14 protein-coding genes are annotated in these 19,128 nt (G+C 72.6%); 4 read left to right on the forward strand and 10 right to left on the reverse strand.

Features of this window, described 5'->3' with window-relative positions:
- Positions 1-9: 9 nt before the first annotated feature.
- The gene (gene pdxR / locus IW245_RS24210; protein WP_233472909.1) at positions 10-1,413 is read right to left on the reverse strand and encodes a MocR-like pyridoxine biosynthesis transcription factor PdxR; all 1,404 of its coding nucleotides are present in this window, start codon (positions 1,411-1,413) and stop codon (positions 10-12) included.
- Positions 1,414-1,462: 49 nt separating this feature from the next.
- On the opposite strand from pdxR, the gene IW245_RS24215 reads away from it, so the two are divergent.
- Together IW245_RS24215 and IW245_RS24220 are read left to right on the forward strand one after the other, a co-directional pair.
- Positions 1,463-2,074, forward strand: coding sequence for a mycothiol-dependent nitroreductase Rv2466c family protein (locus IW245_RS24215; protein WP_307788910.1), 612 nt, complete (start codon positions 1,463-1,465; stop codon positions 2,072-2,074).
- Positions 2,071-3,294, forward strand: a complete 1,224-nt coding sequence (locus tag IW245_RS24220; RefSeq protein WP_197005459.1) for an MFS transporter — start codon at positions 2,071-2,073, stop codon at positions 3,292-3,294. Before IW245_RS24215 ends, IW245_RS24220 begins: the two co-directional genes overlap by 4 nt.
- A gap of 50 nt (positions 3,295-3,344) precedes the next feature.
- Here IW245_RS24220 and IW245_RS24225 read toward each other — a convergent pair whose 3' ends face one another.
- The 4 genes from IW245_RS24225 to IW245_RS24240 all read right to left on the reverse strand — a co-directional run bounded on the left by IW245_RS24225 (position 3,345) and on the right by IW245_RS24240 (position 9,010).
- Positions 3,345-4,904, reverse strand: a complete 1,560-nt coding sequence (locus IW245_RS24225) for an MFS transporter (protein WP_197005460.1) — start codon at positions 4,902-4,904, stop codon at positions 3,345-3,347.
- A 52-nt stretch (positions 4,905-4,956) separates the two neighbouring features.
- A complete protein-coding gene (locus IW245_RS24230; protein ID WP_197005461.1) occupies positions 4,957-8,073 on the reverse strand; it encodes an ATP-binding protein in 3,117 nt (1,038 codons plus the stop codon).
- Positions 8,074-8,172: 99 nt separating this feature from the next.
- On the reverse strand, positions 8,173-8,748 hold the full coding sequence (locus IW245_RS24235) for a Clp protease N-terminal domain-containing protein (RefSeq protein ID WP_197005462.1): 576 nt from the start codon (positions 8,746-8,748) through the stop codon (positions 8,173-8,175).
- 34 nt (positions 8,749-8,782) lie between these two features.
- Positions 8,783-9,010 carry an RNA polymerase subunit sigma-70 gene (locus IW245_RS24240; RefSeq protein WP_197005463.1) on the reverse strand — a complete coding sequence of 76 codons (228 nt, stop codon included), beginning with the start codon at positions 9,008-9,010 and terminating at the stop codon, positions 8,783-8,785.
- 149 nt (positions 9,011-9,159) lie between these two features.
- Here IW245_RS24240 and IW245_RS24245 point away from each other — a divergent pair, with 149 nt between their 5' ends.
- The gene (locus IW245_RS24245; protein WP_197005464.1) at positions 9,160-10,089 is read left to right on the forward strand and encodes a bifunctional DNA primase/polymerase; all 930 of its coding nucleotides are present in this window, start codon (positions 9,160-9,162) and stop codon (positions 10,087-10,089) included.
- 5 nt (positions 10,090-10,094) lie between these two features.
- On the opposite strand, the gene IW245_RS24250 is transcribed toward IW245_RS24245, so the two are convergent.
- Together IW245_RS24250 and IW245_RS24255 are read right to left on the reverse strand one after the other, a co-directional pair.
- A complete protein-coding gene (locus tag IW245_RS24250) occupies positions 10,095-12,608 on the reverse strand; it encodes a phosphocholine-specific phospholipase C (protein WP_197005465.1) in 2,514 nt (837 codons plus the stop codon).
- 3 nt (positions 12,609-12,611) lie between these two features.
- Entirely contained in the window at positions 12,612-13,838 is a 1,227-nt protein-coding gene (locus IW245_RS24255; RefSeq protein ID WP_197005466.1) for a haloacid dehalogenase-like hydrolase, read from the reverse strand.
- A gap of 196 nt (positions 13,839-14,034) precedes the next feature.
- Between IW245_RS24255 and IW245_RS24260 the strand changes: the two genes are divergently transcribed.
- On the forward strand, positions 14,035-15,237 hold the full coding sequence (locus tag IW245_RS24260) for an NAD(P)/FAD-dependent oxidoreductase (RefSeq protein WP_231398915.1): 1,203 nt from the start codon (positions 14,035-14,037) through the stop codon (positions 15,235-15,237).
- Positions 15,238-15,283: 46 nt separating this feature from the next.
- Here IW245_RS24260 and IW245_RS24265 read toward each other — a convergent pair whose 3' ends face one another.
- The 3 genes from IW245_RS24265 to IW245_RS24275 form a co-directional block, all read right to left on the reverse strand.
- Positions 15,284-16,468 carry an acyl-CoA dehydrogenase family protein gene (locus IW245_RS24265; protein WP_197005467.1) on the reverse strand — a complete coding sequence of 395 codons (1,185 nt, stop codon included), beginning with the start codon at positions 16,466-16,468 and terminating at the stop codon, positions 15,284-15,286.
- A gap of 217 nt (positions 16,469-16,685) precedes the next feature.
- A complete protein-coding gene (locus IW245_RS24270; RefSeq protein ID WP_197005468.1) occupies positions 16,686-17,675 on the reverse strand; it encodes an alpha/beta fold hydrolase in 990 nt (329 codons plus the stop codon).
- Positions 17,676-17,874: 199 nt separating this feature from the next.
- Complete coding sequence (locus IW245_RS24275) at positions 17,875-19,095, reverse strand: MFS transporter (protein WP_197005469.1); 1,221 nt, start codon at positions 19,093-19,095, stop codon at positions 17,875-17,877.
- Between the last annotated feature and the right edge of the window lie 33 nt (positions 19,096-19,128).

Genomic DNA, 19,128 nt, shown 5'->3' on the forward strand with positions numbered 1-19,128 from the left:
GCCGGTTTCTCAGAAGCACTCCCGGAGCCGGCGCAGCCCCTCCTCCACCCGCGACACCGCGCCCCAGCCGATCACCAGACCGTGCTGGGGCGCGTCGCCGCAGTAGTTCGCCAGGGACTCCACGGCCACCCCGACGGCGGCGGCCCTGGCCATGATCTCCCCGGCCTCCGGCCCCGACCGGGCGCACAGGTGCAGCCCGGCCGCCGACGGCACCAGCTCGAACCGGTCGGCCACGGCAGCGATGATCCGCTCCCGGCGTTGGCCGTACTCCCGGCTCGCCCGTCGGATGTGCCGGGCGAGCGAGCCGTCCTCGATGAACCGGGCCATCGCCCCCTGGGCGTACAGGTCACCGTGCCAGTCCGTGAGCTGCTTGGCGGTGCGCAGCGCGTCGTGCAGCGAGGCGGGGGCGATCAGGAACCCGAGCCGCAGCGCCGGGAGCATCGTCTTGGAGAACGAGCCCACGTAGATCACCCGGCCGGCGCTGTCCAGGCTCTGCAACGGTTCGAGGGGCCGGTCGGAGTACCGGAACTCGCTGTCGTAGTCGTCCTCCACGATCACGGTGCGGTGCAGCTCCGCCCAGCCGAGCAGCGCCGCCCGCCGGCCGGGTGACATGGGCGTGCCCAGCGGGAACTGGTGCGACGGGGTGACGTAGACCAGCCGCGCCTCGGGCGGGATCGCGTCGACGACCAGTCCCTCGGCGTCCACTGGCACGCCCACCACCCGGGCGCCGAGGGACCCGAACAGCCGGCGGGCCGGCGGGTAGCCCGGCTCCTCGACCGCGACGCAGCCGCCCGGTTCGAGCAGTACCCGGCCCACCAGGTCCAGGGCCTGCTGCGCGCCCTGGGTGACGAGGACGTCGTCGGCGCCGGCCCGCACCGAGCGGGACACCCCGACGTGCCGGGCGATCGCCGCGCGCAGACCGGGGTGGCCGGCGGGGTCGGCATAGGCGGCCGGGGGGACGGTACGCAGCTCGGCGGAGACGAGCCGCCGCCACTCCCCGGCCGGGAACAGCCCCCGGTCGGGCATGCCGACCCGGAAGTCGAACTCCGGCGGCGGCCCGGGCGGCGCCGGGACCGGGATCGTCGACCACAGCCGGCGGGGGCGCAGGCTGCGGCCGGGCGGCGCGTGCCGGGACGCCCGGCGGGCGGCGACCCGGGTCACCGACTCGTCGGCGACGAAGGTGCCCGCGCCCACCCGGCCGACGAGGAAGCCCTCGGCTGTGAGCTGGTCGTACGCCGCGGCGACCGTGTTGCGGGACACCTCCAGGCTCGCGGCCAGCTCCCGGGTCGGGGGCAGCCGCTCGCCGGTCCGCAGCCGGCCGTCGAGGATCGCGTCGAGGAGCTGGCGGTAGATCCGGGCGGTCAGGTCGCCGCGCCCGGCCAGGGTCACGTGGAAGTCCACCGATTGGCCCACCCGTACTCGTCAAAATTGGATCTTCTACCTGGCCAATCTACTCCCTAGAGTGAACGCCATGGAGATCATCGACATGTGGTTCGACCCCCGGTGCCCGTGGGCATGGATCGCCTCGCGGTGGCTGTTGGAGGCCGAACGGGTCCGCGACGTGCGGGTCCGCTTCCACGTCATGAGCCTCGTGGTGCTCAACGACGGCCGGGAGATCGACCCGTGGTACCGCGAGTGGCTGACCCCCGGCATGGGCCCGGTCCGGGTCGCCATCGCCGTCGAGGACAAGTACGGCCCGGACGCGCTGCGGGACTTCTACACCGCGATCGGCGAGCGGATCCACCTGGACAAGGCCCCGATCGGCCCCGAACTGTACGTCGCGGCCCTCACCGCCCTGGGCCTCGACCCGGTGCTCGCCGACGCCGCCGACACCTCCGACCACGACGAGTCGCTGCTGGCCAGCCACAGGGCCGGGATGGATCTGGTGGGCGACGCCGCCGGTACCCCCGTGATCCAGGTCGCCGGGGCGGCCTTCTTCGGGCCGGTGGTCAGCCCCACCCCGCGCGGCGAGGAGGCCGGCCGGCTGTGGGACGCGGTGCGGACCCTGGCCACGATCGACGGGTTCTCCGAGATCAAGCGGCCCCGCAACGGGAGACCGGTGGTGGAGAGATGAGCAGGTCCCCCGGGCGGCGGCTGGCTCTCGCCCAGCTAGCCAGTTCCGTCGGCGACGGCGCGTTCATCGTCTGCTCCGCGCTGTACTTCGCCCGGGTGATCGGCCTGTCCGCCCCCCAGATCGGATTCGCGCTGACCATCGGCTGGGCCGTCGGGGCCGTCGCCGGAGTCCCGCTCGGGCACCTCGCCGACCGCCGGGGCCCACGCGGCACGGCCGTCGCGCTCGCCGTCGCCACCGGGGTGTCCGTGTCGGCGTTCCTGGTCGTCCGGTCGTTCCCACTGTTCGTGCTCGCCGCGTGCGTGTACGCCTGCTGCCAGTGCGGACTGACCGCCGCCCGCCAGGCACTGCTCGCCGGCCTCGTCGACCCGGGCGACCGCACCAGGGTCCGCGCGGCCCTCCAGTCGACCGTGAACGCCGGGCTCGCCGTCGGCGCGGCCCTCGGCGGGATCGCGCTGTACCTGGACACCCCGCGCGCGTACCTCGCGGTGTTCACCGTCGACGCGCTGAGCTTCCTGCTCGCCGCGCTCGTCCTGCGCCGGCTACCGTCGGTGGCCGCCGTGCCGGCCGGGGTCACGGGGGAACCCCGGCTGGCCGTGCTCCGCGACCGGCCGTACGCGCTGATCACGCTGCTCAACACCGTGCTGCTGCTGTACATGCCGCTGTTCAGTCTGGTTATCCCGCTGTGGATCGTGACGAGGACCGAGGCGCCGCGCTGGTTGGTGTCCGCGCTGCTCGTGCTCAACACGCTCAGCGTCGTGCTGTTCCAGGTCCGGGTCGCCCGGCGGGTCACGGACCTGCGCTCGGCGACCCGGCTGATCCGGTACGCCGGAGCCGTCATGCTCGGCTCCTGCGCCGTGTACGCCCTATCAGGCGACGGCCGCCCGAAGTGGACCTCGGCCGCCATCCTGCTGCTCGCCGCCGCGCTGCAGGTGATCGGCGAGATGATGCAGGCCAGTGGCGCGTGGGAGATCAGTTTCGGGCTGGCCCCGGCGGGCAAGCAGGGGCAGTACCAGGGGTTCTTCGGGACCGGGACCGCCGTGGCCAGGATGCTCGGGCCGGTGCTGCTCACGACCCTGGTCCTCGGCTGGGGCGCCCCCGGGTGGGTCCTGCTCGGCGGGCTGTTCCTGGTGGCGGCCTGCGCGATGGGGCCGGCGGTGCGGTGGGCGGAACGGGACCGGGCGCGCCGGCGGGTGGAGGCGGGGGCGGCCGTTGCGGGGTGACAGCGCGGCTGGAGGCCACCGAATCGGCGGCCTCCCTGCCACGTTGCAGATCACTGTCGGGCCGGGACCAGCGTCTCGGCCGGGCCGGCGTCCGCCGGGGTCTCCTCGATCACCTTCGGGACCGACCGCAGGGTGACCAGCGCGGCCAGTGCCACCAGGGCCGCCATCCCGGCGCTGCAGTACAGGGCCACGTGCATGCCGTCCAGGAACGCCCCCTGCGCCGCGCGCACCACCTGACCGGCGAGCTGCTCCGGCAACCCCCGGGCCACCTGCATCGCGCCGCCGAGCGAGTCGCGCACCCCGTCGACGGCCCCGGCCGGCAGCCCGGCCGGCAGGTCGAGGCTCCCCCGGTACGCCGCGTTCAGCACGCTGCCCAGCACCGCCATGCCCAGCGCCCCGCCCAGCTCGGTGGCCGTCTCGGAGATCGCCGAGGCCGCGCCGGCCCGGTCCTTGGACACCGAGGCGAGGATCGTGTCGGAGGTGACGGTGAGCGCCATGCCCATCCCGAACCCGGACGGGACCATCGCGCCGAGCATGGGCAGATAGCCGCCGTCGGCACCGGTGACCAGGACGTAGAGGACGAAGCCCGCCGCGCAGATCGCCATGCCGAGTGCAACGACCCGCGCCCGGCCCATCGCCGTGATCAGCGGGGCGGCCAGCGCGCCGCCGGTCATCGCCGCGAGCGCCCCGGGCAGACCGGCGAGTCCCGCCTGCCACGGCGACCAGCCGAGCACGAGCTGGAAGTACTGGGCGAAGATCAGGGACTGGGCCACCATCGCGAACATGGCGAACAGGTTCGCGCCGATGGAGCCGGAGAACGCCGCCCGGCGGAACAGCCGCACGTCGATCAGGGGCTCGGCGAGCCGGGACTGCCGGCGGACGAACAGCGCCAGGCCGACCAGGCCGATCCCGAGGGCCACCAGCACCTTGGGCTGGGTGACGCCGCCGTGGGTGGACTCGGTGATGGCGTACACGACGCCGAGCACGCCGACGATGGACAGCGGCACGCTGGGGACGTCCAGGCGGCCCGGCCTCGGGTCCCGCGACTCCGGGAGCACGAACACGGCGGCGAGCAGGATCGCGGCCATGATCGGCACGTTGATCAGGAACACCGAGCCCCACCAGAAGTGGTCGAGGACCGCGCCGCCGAGTACCGGTCCGAGGCCGATGCCGGCGCCCACCACGCCGGTGGAGATGCCGACGGCCGCCGTGCGCTCCTTCGGGTCGGTGAACACGTTCCGCACGATCGACAGGGTCGACGGCATGATCGTGGCGCCCGCGACGCCGAGCAGTGCCCGGGCCGCGATCAGGAGTTCGGGGCTGGCGGCGTAGGCGGTGGCGGCCGACGCGGCGGCGAAGGCGGCCATGCCGATCAGCAGCAGGCGCTTGCGGCCGATCCGGTCACCGAGGCCGCCCATGGTGACGAGGAGGCCGGCGAGGGCGAAGCCGTACGCGTCGGCGATCCACAGGATCTGGGTGGCGGTGGGGTCGAGATCCCGGATCAGGCCGGGGATGGCCAGGTGCAGGGCCGTCATGTCGATGGCGAGGACGAGACCGGCGAGGCAGCAGACGACGAGGGTGGCCCACTTGCGGGCCGGCGAGATGCTCATGGGGGTACTGTCGGCGCGCGCGCTGACCGGTCGCGCACCGTGCGCTGACAGGCTAGCGCCGCAGGAGCGCGAGCACCTCGTCGCGGGTCATGCCGGCACCCCGCGCGTGGGCCGCGGCGAACCCGTCCTCGCCCAGCAGCTCCGTCGTCGCGGCCACGGTCCCCGCCACGTCGCGGTCCCCGGCGAGCGACGCACCCCGCAGCGGGACGACCGTGCCGAGCAGGAGCGCCGCCCGCTCCGGGTCCCCGTCGAGCAGCGCGACCCCGGCGAGCGCCTCGACGACGAGGGCGACCGTGAGCATGTTCGGGTGGTCCATGCCGATCCGCAGGGCCTGCCCGAGCGTGGTCCGCGCCTCGTCGGCGGCCCCCTCGGCGACCTGCACCCGGCCGAGTCCGGTCAGGATCACCGCGCGGGCCATCTCGCCGCCGAACGTCGCCGTCGTGCACTCGCGCAGCGCGGTCTCGAACAGCCGGCGGGCCGCGGGCAGGTCGCCGCGGTACCGGGCCAGGTCGCCGAGCCGCCCGTGCGCGCCGGCCAGCTTCTCCGGCGCGCCGGCCCGGCGGATCAGCTCCTCGGACCGCTCGTAGTCGACGCCGGCCGCGTCGAGGTCCCCGCGCCGGACGAGGCTGTCGCCGCGCCGGCCGAGCAGGTCCGCCAGGTCCTCCAGCGCGCCGAGCTGTTCGACCAGTTCCAGGGCTTCGCCCATCAGCGCGATGGACCGGTCGTGGTCGCCGCGCGCCTCGGCGAGCAGGGCCAGCGGGTCGAGGGTGTTGGCCATCCCCCACCGGTCGCCGAGTTCGCGGAACGCCGCCAGCCCCGCCTCGAACTCCGGCTCGGACTCGGCCAGGTTCCCGCCGAACTGGTGCTGGTAGCCCATACCTAGCCGGTACAGCGCCAGGGACCAGGGGTCGGAGCCGAGCTGCCGCAGGTACGCGCCCTCATCCGTGCGGTGCGGCCCGGCGGCCAACGCCCAGAGCACCGTCGTGAACGGGTACTTCAGCGTGTGGTCGATGCCGGCCATCAGCTCCTGGGCCCGTTCGAGCCGCTCGACGAGCACCGGCTGGCCCGTGCCGACGGCCATCGTGTTGAGCACGCACAGCACGTACTCCTCGTGCAGGTCCGCCGGTGGACTGGTCCCCACGGCGTCGAGGATCTCACCGGCCAGCGGCGCGCCCTCGCCGCGCAGGCCGCGCAGCCACCAGTCCCAGGACAGGGCCGCCACCAGGTGCAACGCCAGCGCCGGGTCGGCGCGTGCCGCCCAGCGCACGGCGGCCTGCGTGTTGGGGTGCTCAGCGGCGAGCCGGGCGAGCCAGGTCAGCTGCCCGTGTCCGCGCAGGAACGTGTCGGCGCGCCGGGCGAGGTCGAGGAAGTACCCGGCGTGCGCGCGGCGGAACCGCTCCTCCTCGCCGGACTCGGCCAGCCGTTCGGCGCAGAACACCCGGATGGTGTCGAGCATCCGGTACCGGCCGCCGGCGTCCTCGATCAGTGACTTGTCGGCGAGGTCGGCGAGCAGTTCGTCCACGTCTTCGGCCGGCAACCCGCATACGGCGGCTGCCGCTTCGAGGGTGAGCCCCCCGTTGAACACGGTCAGCCGCCGGGCCAGGGTCTTCTCCGCGTCGGACAGCAGGTCCCAGCTCCACTCGACGACGGCGCGCAGCGTCTGGTGCCGGGCGGCGGCGGTCCGACTGCCCCGGGACAGCAGCCGGAACCGGTCGTCGAGCCGGGCGTCGACCTCCGCCACGGTCAGGGACCGCAGCCGGGCCGCCGCCAGCTCGATCGCCAGCGGCGAACCGTCGAGCGCCGCGCAGATCCGCAGCACGCCGTCCACGGTGTCGTCGAGCGCGAAGTCGGGGCGCACGGCGGTCGCCCGGTCGACGAACAGCCGGACCGCCGGGTACCCGACCGCCTGCCCGGCCGGGGTGCCGGGCGGCGGCAGCGGCAGTTGGCGCACCGGGCACAGGGACTCGCCGGTGATGCCGAGCGCCTCGCGGCTGGTGGCGAGCACCCGCAGCCCCGGGCACGCGCCGAGCAGCCGGTGGGCCAGCCGGGCGGCGTGGTCGATGACGTGCTCGCAGTTGTCGAGGATCAGGAGCAGCGGCCGGTCGGTGAGTGCCGCGACCAGCCGTTCCGTCGGGTCCGCCGGGCCGCCCGCCGACGGCAGCAGGCCGCCCTCGCGCAGGCCGAGCGCCGCGAGCACCGCCTGCGGCACCTCCGCCCCGTCGCCCAGCGGCGCCAGGTCCACGAAGCACGCCTCACCCCGGCCGAGCCCGCTCGCCTCGATCGCGAGCCGGGTCTTGCCGGCCCCGCCCGGCCCGGTGAGGGTGACCAGCCGGGTGCCGGCGAGCAGCGCCGCGATCCGGTCCAGCTCCTCTGCCCGGCCGACGAAGCTGGTCAACTGGGCGGGCAGCCCGAGCCGCTGCCGCGACGGGGCGGCGATCTCACCCCGCAGAACGGAGACGTGTACGGCCGTGAGCTCCGCCGACGGGTCGGCCCCCAGCTCCTCGGCGAGCAGTCGCCGGGTGTCCTCGTACTCGGCGAGGGCTTCGGCCTGTCGGCCGCTGCCGGACAGCGCGCGCATCAGTTGCCCGCGTGCCCGCTCCCGCAACGGGTACTCCGCGACCAGCTCCCGCAGCCGCGCCACCACCTCCCGGTGCCCGCCGAGCGCCAGGTCCGCCTCCGCCCGGTCCTCGACGGCCGCCGCCCGCAGCTCCGCGAGCCGTGCAGCCTGGCCCTCAGCGAACGGCGCGTCGGTCACGTCGGCGAGCGCCGGCCCGCGCCACAGGTCGAGCGCCTCGCGCAACAGGTCGGCGGCTCCGGCGTGGTCCCCGGCGGCGAGGGCGCGCTGGCCGTCGCGGGCGAGCCGCTCGAACCGGTGCGCGTCCACGTCCTGCGGGTCGACGGCGAGCCGGTAGCCGGCCGGGTGGAACTCGACCAGGTCGCTGTCGCCCAGTCCCCTGCGGAGCCGGCTGACCTGGGACTGGAGCGCGTTGGCCGCGCCGGTCGGCGGGTGTTCGCCGTACAGGCCGTCGACCAGGCGTTCTGTCGGGACCAGGCGGCCGGCGTCGAGGAGGAGCAGCGCGAGCAGACCTCGCACCCTGGGGCCGCCGACCGCAACGGGGGTCCCGTCCGCGTGCCGTGCCTCGACCGGTCCCAGGATTGTGAAGATCACTGACTGATTCTGCCCCACGCGCCCCGGAAACGGGTCACCTGCCGATCCCGGCCGACGCACCCGGCCACGGCCAGCGCGCCTCCGCGGTCGACCCGCGCCTCAGGCGGCGTCGCGGAGTTCCGTGAGGACCCGGGCGCGGAGGTCGTCGAGGGTGAGCCCGGAGCCGGTAAGGATCCGCGCGGCCAGCCCCTCGCCCTCCCGGACCAGCCCGAGCAGCAGATGCTCCGAGCCGATGTAGCGGTGCCCCAGATGCAGCGCCTCCCGCAGCGACAGCTCCAACACCTTCTTCGCCCGGGGCGTGAACCACCGCCCGCCCGTCGCCCGGCGGCGGAGGAATCCCCGGCCCCGCTCCGGTTCGGCCGGCTGGAGCGCCCCTTCCCCGAACGTCTCCTCGACCCGGGCCCGGACAGCGTCGAGGTCGATCCCGATCGCCCGCAGTGCCGCGGCGTCGTCCTCGCCGAGCTGCCGGGGCGCTGAAAGCCGCCGCACCTCCTCGCGGACCCGGTCGCGGTCGACCCCCGCGGCGTGCAGCACCGTGTACGCCAGACCCGCCTCCGGGTCGAGCACCGCGAGCAGCAGGTGCTCTGTACCGACCTTGGCGGCACCGAGGTCCCGTGCCTCCCGCTGGGCGCGGACGACCGCCGCGCGGGCCTGGACAGTGAACCGTTCGAACATCGTTCCTCCCGTGGACCGTGATGGTGTGGCCCCGTCAGGAGCCTGAGAGCGGCGGACGGCCAGAGTGCTTCTTGTGCACCGCCTGCTTGCTCACCTCGAGCGCTTCGGCGATCTCCTGCCAGGACCAGCCCTGCCGTCGGGCGTTGTCCACCTGAAGGGCCTCCAGCGCCTCGGCCAGCCGACGCAGGGCGAGCACGGCTTTGAGGCCGGCCTTCGCGTCCGCTCCGCTGGCCGCCGTGGCGAGTTCCTCCGGTTCCGTCATGCGTCAACTTTAGTTGACGACCTCTCGGATCGTCAACCTAAGTTGACGCCTTCGGACGTGCGGAGCCCGCGGCCAGGTCTATCCAGATCAGTCGATTCCACGCTACGGTCGGGGAAGCACCGCCCGTAGCGTCGGGAAGGCGGTCCGTGATGAGCGAACGGCAGACGTGGGCGCGACTCGACCCCGGGTTCTCCTGGGCCGGGGTGGCCGGGCTGCGGCCGGGAATCACCCTCGGCGAGGCCGCCGAGGAGTACGCGGCCGCCGGCCTGCCCGTCCTCCCCCTGCACAACCCGGCCCCCACCGCCTGCTCGTGCCGGCGGCCCGACTGCTCCTCCCCGGGCAAGCACCCCAGACTGCCCCGGGGCCTGCTCCAGGCGAGTACCGATGTCGGGCAGGTCAGAGCCTGGTGGCGACGGTGGCCGGACGCGAACATCGGACTGCGCACCGGCACGCTCGCCGACGTGTGCGACATCGACCGGCCAGGGCAGTTCACCGTGGTGCTCGGCCTGCTCGCCGGCCACCCCCTCGGCCCGGTCGTGCGCACCGGCTCCGGCGGCTGGCACCTGTGGTGGGCGGCCACGGGTCACGGCAACCGGGTCCGGATCCTCGACGGCGTGGACTGGCGCGGGGTCGGCGGCTACGTGGTCGCCCCGCCGTCCCGGCACGCGTCCGGCCACCGGTACGAGTGGCTCCGCCCGGCGGAGTTCCCCCTCCCGCCCTGCCCGCCCCGCCTGCTGCGCCTGACCTCGACCCCGCGCCGCTCCCCCGCCCCGGACCGCCCGGGTCCGCCCAGGGTCCCCCGCCCCCGCCGCGCCGAGGCCACCGCCTGGGTCCGCGCTGCCGTGGAGGGCGAGGCCCACCGGGTAGCCGCCGCCCAACCCGGCGAGCGCAACGACACCCTGAACGCTGCGGCCTTCCGCCTCGGCCAACTCGTCGGTGCCGACCTCCTGGACGCCCACACCGTCCGATCAGCCCTGACCACGGCGGCCAGGCACTGCGGCCTGGACGCCCACGAGACGGCCCGCACCATCCACTCAGGCCTGACCGCCGGCCGCCTGCACCCCCGAGGCCCGGCCTGAACCCCTCACCACCCCAGCGGCGCGATCTCCGCCGCCGAGGTCCACGCCCCGCGCCCGCCGGCCTCCGTCAACGCCCGCAGCCGCACGTACCGCGCCGCCGTCGGCCAGCACCGCACCACCTTCTCCGTCGCGTCGTCCGCGAACACCCCTGTCGCCACCGGGCTCCCCCAGGTGTTCCCGTCGGAGCTCAGGTACATCTCGTACGCCCCGATCCGGCCGTTGACCCCGCTCTGCCGGGGAAGGTAGGACACCCCGGTCACGGTCCGCGACGCCCCCAGGTCTAGCTGGATCTCGTGTGGCAGCGTGCCGCCCGACCACGCGGTGTGCCAGATCGTCGTCGTCGACCCGTCCACGGCGTTGACCGCGGCGTTGTTCGCCGCGACCGTCTCCTCGCTGTCGACGTAGCGCACGGTGCCGGCCAGCCGGCCGGACCCCATCACCGGGTCACTGGTGCTGACCGCCCCCGTCTCCATGTGCCCGGCGAACCGGCGGAGGAACCCGTCAGGACCGGTGACCGTCAGGTCGTACCAGTTGTTCGTCCCGCCGACCGTGTAGAAGTCCTCGGTGTTCGCGCCCGCCGCCACCGGGTACGACCACGTGCCCGGCCGGTTGCCGGCCCGCACCGTGAACACGCACGACGCGCCTCCGGTGTTGACGAACCTCAGGTACACCCGGCCCTCGGCGGGCGAGTACCGCAGCGTCACCTCGGGATTGGCCCCGCCGTTGGTGGCCGTGATCCGGTTGCCTACGAACCGCCGGACGAACCCGTTGGGCCCGTGAGCCGTCAGGTCGTACGCCCCGGTCGGCGTGCCGCCCGTGAACGTGTCGGTCAGCGTCTTGCCCGCCTCGACCGTGTACCGCCACGGCCCGTCGGTGCGGTACGCGTTGGCGTACACGGAGAAGTGCGCCCCTGCAGCCCCGGCGTTGCCGAAGTCGAAGAAGACGGTGCCGCTGGTGACCCGGGCGGCGACGCTCAGGGAGTAGGGCAGGGGCCGGGCCGGCCGGACTCCCGGTTCCTGCGCCGGCAGCGCCTGGGAGGCGGGCGGCGTCGGCGAGGTGGGCCGGGGCCCGGTGGAGACCACCGGCGTCGGCAGCGACGGGAAGGCGGCGTTCGCGCTGGTCAGGTCCAGGGCCGCCGTCAGGTCCCCGCACACGGCGCGCCGCCACGCCGAGATGTTCGGCTCGGCGACCCCGGTCCACTTCTCCAGGAACTGGATCACCGAGGTGTGGTCGAACACCTGCGAGCACACGGCCCCGCCCCGGCTCCAGGGCGACACGACGATCATCGGCACCCGCACGCCGAGGCCGATCGGCACGCTCAGCGCGATCTCGCCGGCCGTGGACACCGTGGACATCCCGTCGCTGCCGTCGCCCACCACCGGGGCGGTCGGCGGCGGCACGTGGTCGAAGAAGCCGTCGTTCTCGTCGTAGGTGAGGAGGAACACCGTCTTGTTCCACACCGCCGGGTTCGAGGCCAGGGCGTCGAGCAGCTGTCTGGTCAGCTCGGCCCCGTTGTTCGGGCCGGAGGACGGGTGCTCGGACTGCTGGTAGTTCGCCACCAGCCAGGACACGGCCGGCAGCCGGTCGGCGGCCACGTCCGCCCGGAAGGCCGCGGCGAGCTGGCCGGTGCGCTCGCGGCGCAGCGCCCGGTCGTAGAGGCTTCGCTCGGCGGCGGTCAGGGTGGCCACACCCTGGGCGAGCTTGCCCAGCAGAACATCCTGCTGTGCGGGCGCGGCTCCCTGCACGGCGTTGTAGAAGGCCTCGACCTTCGTGTACCCGGTGGACGCGAGCGCTTTCCTGGCCACGTTCATGAAGGTCACGAAGAACTCGAGCGGGTTGTCGGTGTAGTTGTCCCACTCCTGGTAGACCCGCCAGCTCCTGCCGGCAGCCTCGAGGCGTTCGGCGTAGGTGGTCCAGGAGTAGCCGGCGTGGTTGGCGCCGTAGGCGTCGTTGTCGATCGCGCGCCGGCCGTCGGGCTCGTTGCCGACCGTACCCGTGAACAGGTAGTTGCGGTTGGGGTTGGTCGGGCCGAACTCGGAGCAGTGGTAGGAGTCGCAGATCGTGAACGCGTCGGCGAGCGCGAAGTAGAACGGCAGGTCCCCGCGCCGGAACGTGGTCATGGTGCGCACGCTCTTGTTCGGCACCCACTTGTCGTAACGCCCGTTGTTCCACGCCGCGTGCCCGCCACCCCAGCTGTGGTCGCACCCGTCCATGTACTGGTCGTGCACCGGATAGGGCAGCACGTACCCGGTCCCGTTGGGCTGCCGGAACACCGACGCGCCGCCCGGCAGGGTGATCGCGGCCGGGTCGTTGAAGCCACGCACCCCGCGCAACGTGCCGTAGTAGTGGTCGAAGGACCGGTTCTCCTGCATCAGGATCACCACGTGCTCGATGACCTCCAGGCCCCCGGTCGGGGCGGCCATCGCCAGGGCCTGTCGCACGCTGTCGGGCAGCAGGCCGAACGCCGCGGCGGCCGTGGCCGTGGCCGCGCCGGCGCGCAGGAAGGTACGCCTCTCCATCGTCTACCTCTCACTCTGGTCGGGCACGACGGCGCCGCGGTCGTCGAGGACGGGGCCGGGGACGCCGTCACTGTCGACGTACCCGGTGGTGGAGCAGGGGTATGGCGTCGTGCGGGCCGGCTTCGGCTCGATGAACATCGGGTTGACGAGCCACCGCCCATCGGCGTTCGCGAACGCCCGGCACATCAGCTCGGTCTTGTTCCTGTTGACCACGAGCCGCAGGGCGGCGGCGTCCCGGACGAACGTGACGTCGGTGTCGGAGTCACCGGCCGCGAACACCTGCCGGTCGCGCTGCCGCTCGAACGCGCGCGGCCCGCGCACGCCGAGGATCTCCTGGTTGATGAAGCACCGCTTGCCATCGATGTAGGTGATGACATTCCTGGCGCCGCCGCAGCCCTCCAGCGTGTAGCCGAGCCGGCCGTGCCGGATCTCGTTGCGGATCCCGACCACTTGCCGCCAGTCGACGCCGACGCCGCCCGCCCACACCTCGACCACGGGCTGCGGGGACGCGGACACGATCCACACGTCGAATCCGGCCCGCCGCATGACCGTGATCAGGTCACGCTGCTGGTCGTAGTAGCGGACCCAGGCGGTGACCTTGTGCGTGCCGACGACCTGGGTGGCGTCGACCGGGGCCGCCAGGTTCTCGGCGCGCGCGGCCTCGGCGAAACCCCGAACCTCCCTTTCGGTGTACCCGGCGACGAGCTGGGCCGCCCACGCGTACGCCGGCTCCATCCGCCGGTGGTCGTACCCGTCGAAGGCAACCGCCCCGGCGGACGTCCGCCCGCCGTAGACGGCGAGGATCTCGTCGGCGCAGCCGGTGTCCGCACTGGTGCGCAGCGGTGCCCCCGAGCCACAGGCCGCCCGGAGTGCCGAAGCCGCAGCAGCGGTGATGAATGGACTGGTACGGCTCCAATCACCGGGCTGACGGACCTTGTCGTGCCGGAGCAGCCAGTACACCGTGGCGTCCCCGACGTCGTTCTTGACGACGGTGTTGTCCCAGTCGAACACGGCCAGCGGATGCCCGCCCCGGCCGCACCGGCCGTAGCTGTCGACAAGTTCCTGGAGGTGGGCCCGGTTGTCTCCGGCCCAGGCCAGGCCCAGATCCAGGACGGGACAGCCGCGTCCGGCCAGGCCGGTCTCCGGCTCCGCCGACGCGCCAGGGGCGGGCGACGCCACCCCGATGACCGCGGCCAGCGCCAGGACGCCGAGCCATCGTGAAGTCTTCAATGGGCCATCTCCATACCAATAAGGTGAGCTCTTTTTAGCAGCGCCGCCGCCCCAGAACAAGACGCATGCCCATCAGTGAATATTCACGCGCGCCCAATCCGGCCAACCCGACAACCCACCGGAAACGGCAACTTCCTGCCAGGAGACCCGCCCGACGGCCACGATGGGCACAGGATCCGGACACCAGGAGGCGGCCATGCGATACGACGTCATCGTGGTCGGCGCGCGCTGCGCCGGCTCCCCGACCGCGATGCTGCTGGCGAGGCGGGGCCACAAGGTGCTGCTCGTCGACCGGGCGACCTTCCCCAGCGACACGATCTCGACGCACATCCTCCAGCCGCCCGGCGTCGCGGCGCTGGCCCGGTGGGGCCTCCTCGACCGCCTGCTGGCAACCGGCTGCCCACCGATCGACACCTACGCCTTCGACTTCGGCCCGGTCACGATCACCGGCTCGCCCGGCACGGCGGAGCACCCGGCCTCGTACTGCCCCCGGCGCACCGTGCTCGACAAGATCCTGGTGGACGCCGCGGCCGAGGCGGGGGCGGAGGTCCGTGAGGCCTTCACTGTCACCGGGATCGTCACCGACGACGGCCGGGTGACCGGCATCCGGGGCCGCGACCGGGCCGGCGCGACGGTCACCGAACACGCCCGGGTCGTCGTGGGGGCCGACGGGGTGCACTCGATGGTCGCCAAGGCGGTGCTGCCGGGGCGGTACCACGAGAAACCCGAGCTCATCGCCACCTACTACGCCTACTTCAGCGACCTGCCGATGGCCGGGCGGTTCGAGATGTACGGCCGCCCCGAACGCGGCTTCTGCGCCGCCCCCACCCACGACGGGCTGACCATCGTCGTGGGCGGCTGGCCGCACGCCCAACTGGAGGCCAACCGGGCCGACATCGAGGGCACCCTGCTCGCGGCGCTGGACCTGGCCCCGCCGTTCGCCGACCGGGTCCGGTCCGCGACCCGCGAAACCCGTTTTGTCGGCATGTCCGTCCCCAACTTCTTCCGGGTGCCGTCCGGCCCCGGCTGGGCCCTGGTCGGCGACGCCGGCTACACCAGGGATCCGATCACGGCCCAGGGCATCTCCGACGCCTTCCGCGAGGCCGAGTCCTGCGCCGAGGCCCTGCACGACCACCTTTCGGGTACGACCCCCTACGCCGACGCCATGGCCGACTACCAGTCGTCCCGCGACGAACAGGTCCTGCCGATCTACGAGTTCACCACCCAGCTGGCCACCCTCGAACCCCCGCCGCCCGACCTCCAGCGGCTGCTGGACGCGATGCCCGGCAACCAGGAGGCGATGGACGGCTTCGCCCGGGTCAACTCCGGGGTGACGTCCCCCGCCGACTTCTTCTCCGCGGCGAACGTCGACAGCATCCTCGCCGGCGCCACCCCGTGACGCGATCGTGTGGCTGGGGCGTAGGCCCCAGCCACACGATCGTGACCTAGATGAGGTGCGTGTTCGGCTCGAGACCGCACAGCACGCGGCCGTAGGTCTCCGAGACGGTGTTCGGGTGCAGGACGCCGTTCAGGTTGAGCGCCTGGATGTCCCGCTCGATGCGCTGCATCGGCTGGTCCGAGTAGATGGACGACCCGCCGCTGGCCGTGTTGAGCACGTCCACCGACTCCTTCGCCCGCAGACAGGCCATGGCCGCGTCCATCTTCCCGACGGCGCGCTCCTCCAGCGTCCACTGCTCGCCGCGCATCCCCTTGGTGTCCAGGCGCTCCGCCGCGCGGCGCACGTGGAACTCGGCCTCGTCGAGCTTCACCGCCGCCTCGGCCACCTGGAGGTGGGTGATCGGCGCCTCGGACTGCTGCTCGTAGCCGGTGTAGGCGATCTTCCGGGTGGGCAGCTTCTCGAAGAACGCCTCCCGGGCCGCCTTCGCCATGCCCACCGCCGACGAGCTGGTCACAGCGGTCGCGTGCGCCACGAACGGGAGCTTCCACGTGACGGCGTCGGCGTTCAGCTTCGAGAGATGTTGACCGTGCATCATCAGGGGAAGCATCGGCAGTACGCGCGCCTGCGGCACGAACACGTCCTGCGCGATGGTGGTCACGCTACCCGTGGCCCGAAGACCGGCGGTGTGCCAGTCGTCGACGATCGTCAGGTCGGACATCGGCACAACGATCGTGGCCGGCTCCATCCCGCCGTCCGCGGTCGCCAGCATCACGGAGAGGGTGTCCCACTGGCTGTGCGGCGCACCGGAGACGAAATGCCAACGGCCGTTGAGGATCACGCCGCCGTCGGTCGGCGTGGCGACGCCCGACGCGGTGACGCCGCCACAGAGCCGGACGCTCGGGTCGGAGAAGATCTCGTCCTGCACCTCGTCCGGGAACAGGCCGGCCAGCCAGGAGCCCATCGTCCACGTGCTCACGGTCCACCCGACGGCGCCGTCGCCCCGCGCGAGCTCGGAGATCACGGAGGTGATGGTCCGCACGTCGCTCTCGTAGCCGCCGTAGCGCACCGGAACCCGCATCTTCATGATCCCGGCGTCGGTGAGTCCCTGCAGGACCTCCTCGTGCAGGACCCGGTTCTCCTCTTGCCACGTCGCGTGCTTCCGGATCACCTCGACCAGGCCCGTTGCCCGGCCGACGAGGTCAGTCTGCGGTGGCGCGTCACTAATCGTCATTTGTGCTCCTCGGTACGATGACAGGGGCGGGAAAGTGGAGTGGAACTTCCGCCGGACCCGGCGGTATGAAATAACTCTGGCACGGTGCGGCAATGCGCGGATTCTCCGAAGTTGCTGAGTTCGGGGCGTGTATCACGCGCGAATCACGGTGCCTTATTCACCACAGCTGACCGCCCCACGGGACGGCCATTGTGGAATGAAGCGGCGGGGCTTTCGACTACAGGGCGCCCAGGAACTTCAGCAGCTCCGCGTTGACCTCCTCCGGCCCCTCCTGCTGCGTCCAGTGCCCGACCCCGGGAAGTACCACGGTGCGCGTCAGATTGGGCACCAGGTACTGCAGGTTGGCGATCAGCTGGTCCAGGCCCGGGAGCTGGACGCTGCCGTCCCGCTCGCCGTACACGTACAGCGCCGGGGTCGTCATCGGCGCGCCCTGCCAGGGCGCCGTCAGCTCCCAGCTCAGGTCCATCGTCCGCCACCAGTTCAGGCCGCCCGTGAAGCCGGTCCGCGCGAAGGCCTCCGCGTAGACGTCGAGGTCGGCCTCGGTCAGCCACGCCGGCAGCGCGCCGGCCTCCGGCAGGATGTCGGAGAGAGTGCCGCCCTCGGGCACCATCGGCAGGGTGGCCGCCTCGGCGTGCGGGGAGTCGCCGAAGCCCCACTGGAAGAGCCGCAGGACGCTGGCCCGCGGGTCCCGCGCCAGCTCAGCGTCCGCCACACCGGGCTGCTGCAGGTAGTTCATGTAGAAGCCGGGGCCGAGCGCATGGGTCATTCCGGCCACCGCGCTCATGGGGCCGCGGGGGAAATACGGAAGGCCCAGCGCGACGACGCCACGGACCCGGTCGGGTCGCAGCAGCGCGGTGTTCCAGGCGACCTGTGAGCCCCAGTCGTGGCCGACCAGCACGGCCTGCTCCTCGCCCAGCGCGTCGAGCAGACCGATGATGTCGCCGACCAGGTGCAGCTGCGAGTAATGCTCGACCGCCTCCGGGCGGTCGGTCCGGCCGTAGCCGCGCTGGTCGGGAGCGACGACGTGGTAGCCGGCCGCCGCGAGAGCCGCGAACTGGTGGCGCCAGGAGTGCGAAGTCTCCGGGAAGCCGTGCAGCAGCACGACCAGCGGCCCTTCGCCCTGCTCGGCAATGTGCATCTGGATGCCGTTGGTCTGCACGAACCGGTGACTGACCTCGGCTGTCCCACCCTGGCTCGGGATGTTCATGGCACACCTTTTCTGTGTGTGTGAAGGGGTTTAACCAACCCTCTCACCGCGGTCGCGCCCGCTCCCACTCCTCCCTTGCCCACATTGGCCCGGGGCCGCCGCCGAATAGTCCATCGGCGGCGTCCCGCGCGGCGCACGAAAAAAGCACGGTGGCGACGGAATCGAACTCCGCCACCACCGTGCCGATGTCTGTGTTGCGTTATGCGGGTTCGGGTACCGACTGGGCGGTCGCCGTCGACTCCTCGACCACCGGCGGCTTCAGGTAGCTGCTGCCCCAGGCGACCAGGATGGTGACCACCGCGAGGATCACACCGGTGATCACGGGGGCGGAGGCGCTGTAGTTCTTGATCGCGATACCGCCGGCGAACGCACCGAACGCGATCCCGATGTTGGCCGCGGACACCGGCAGCGACTGCGCCAGCTGGCCACCGGGGCCGGCCAGGGTGATCACCCGAACCTGGAGCGAGGCCACGATGCCGTAGTGCGACAGGCCCAACGCGACCAGCACGATCGCCACGAGGAACGCGACTGAGCCGACGAAGTAGAGCGCCAGCAGGGAGACCGCCATGCCGATGCCCCCGATGATCAGGGCACGCCCGGCGTTCCAGTCTGCGAACTTGCCGCCACCGAACGAGCCGACCGCCGTCGCAGCACCGTAGGCCAGCAGGAACACACTCAGCATGGATCCGGAGATCCCGGTGACGTCCTGCAGGAACGGCACGATGTAGGTCCATGCCGCGAACGCGGTCGCGAACACGATGAAGTTCAGGAACAGCACGGCGAGCACCCGGGGGGCGAACGCGTACTTGGCCTGGTGGCCGACACCACCGCCAGAGGCCGCGACGGACGGGATCAGCGCCGCCGCTCCGATCAGGACCACGACCGCGACGCCCGCGATCGCCAGGAACGAACCGCGCCAGCCGATGACCGGGGCGACCGCCGTGCCCAGCGGCACGCCGAGCGCACCCGCCATCGCGACACCCGAGATGACGATCCCGATCGCCTTGCCCATGCGCTCCGGCGGGACGACCGAGACGGCCGCGGTGAACCCGACCGCGATGAACAGGCCGGCCAACGCGCCGATGAAGAAGCGCACGCCGAGGAACACGCCGTAGCTGGTGGTCATTGTCATGGCCACATTGGACGCTGCGAACAGCAGGAGCGTGCCGAGGAGGACGACCTTCTTGTCCAGCTTGATCGTCAGCGCGGTCAGGATCGGACCACCGAGGGCGAGGCCCAGCGCGTACGCCGTCACCAGGGTGCCGGCCGCGGGAATGGTCACCTTGAGGTCGGCGGCGATCCGGTCCAGAACGCCGACCACGAGTAGTTCGCCGCTGACCATCACGAACATTGCTAAGAACAGCGTGGCCAGGGCCAGGTTGGCCTTGCCTGGGCTCACCGCCGTTTGCTGGGTGCTCATGTGCACTCTTCCTTCTTTGTCATGTTGCGCGGA

The organism is Longispora fulva (assembly GCF_015751905.1).
In the GTDB taxonomy this organism is placed as follows: domain Bacteria; phylum Actinomycetota; class Actinomycetes; order Mycobacteriales; family Micromonosporaceae; genus Longispora; species Longispora fulva.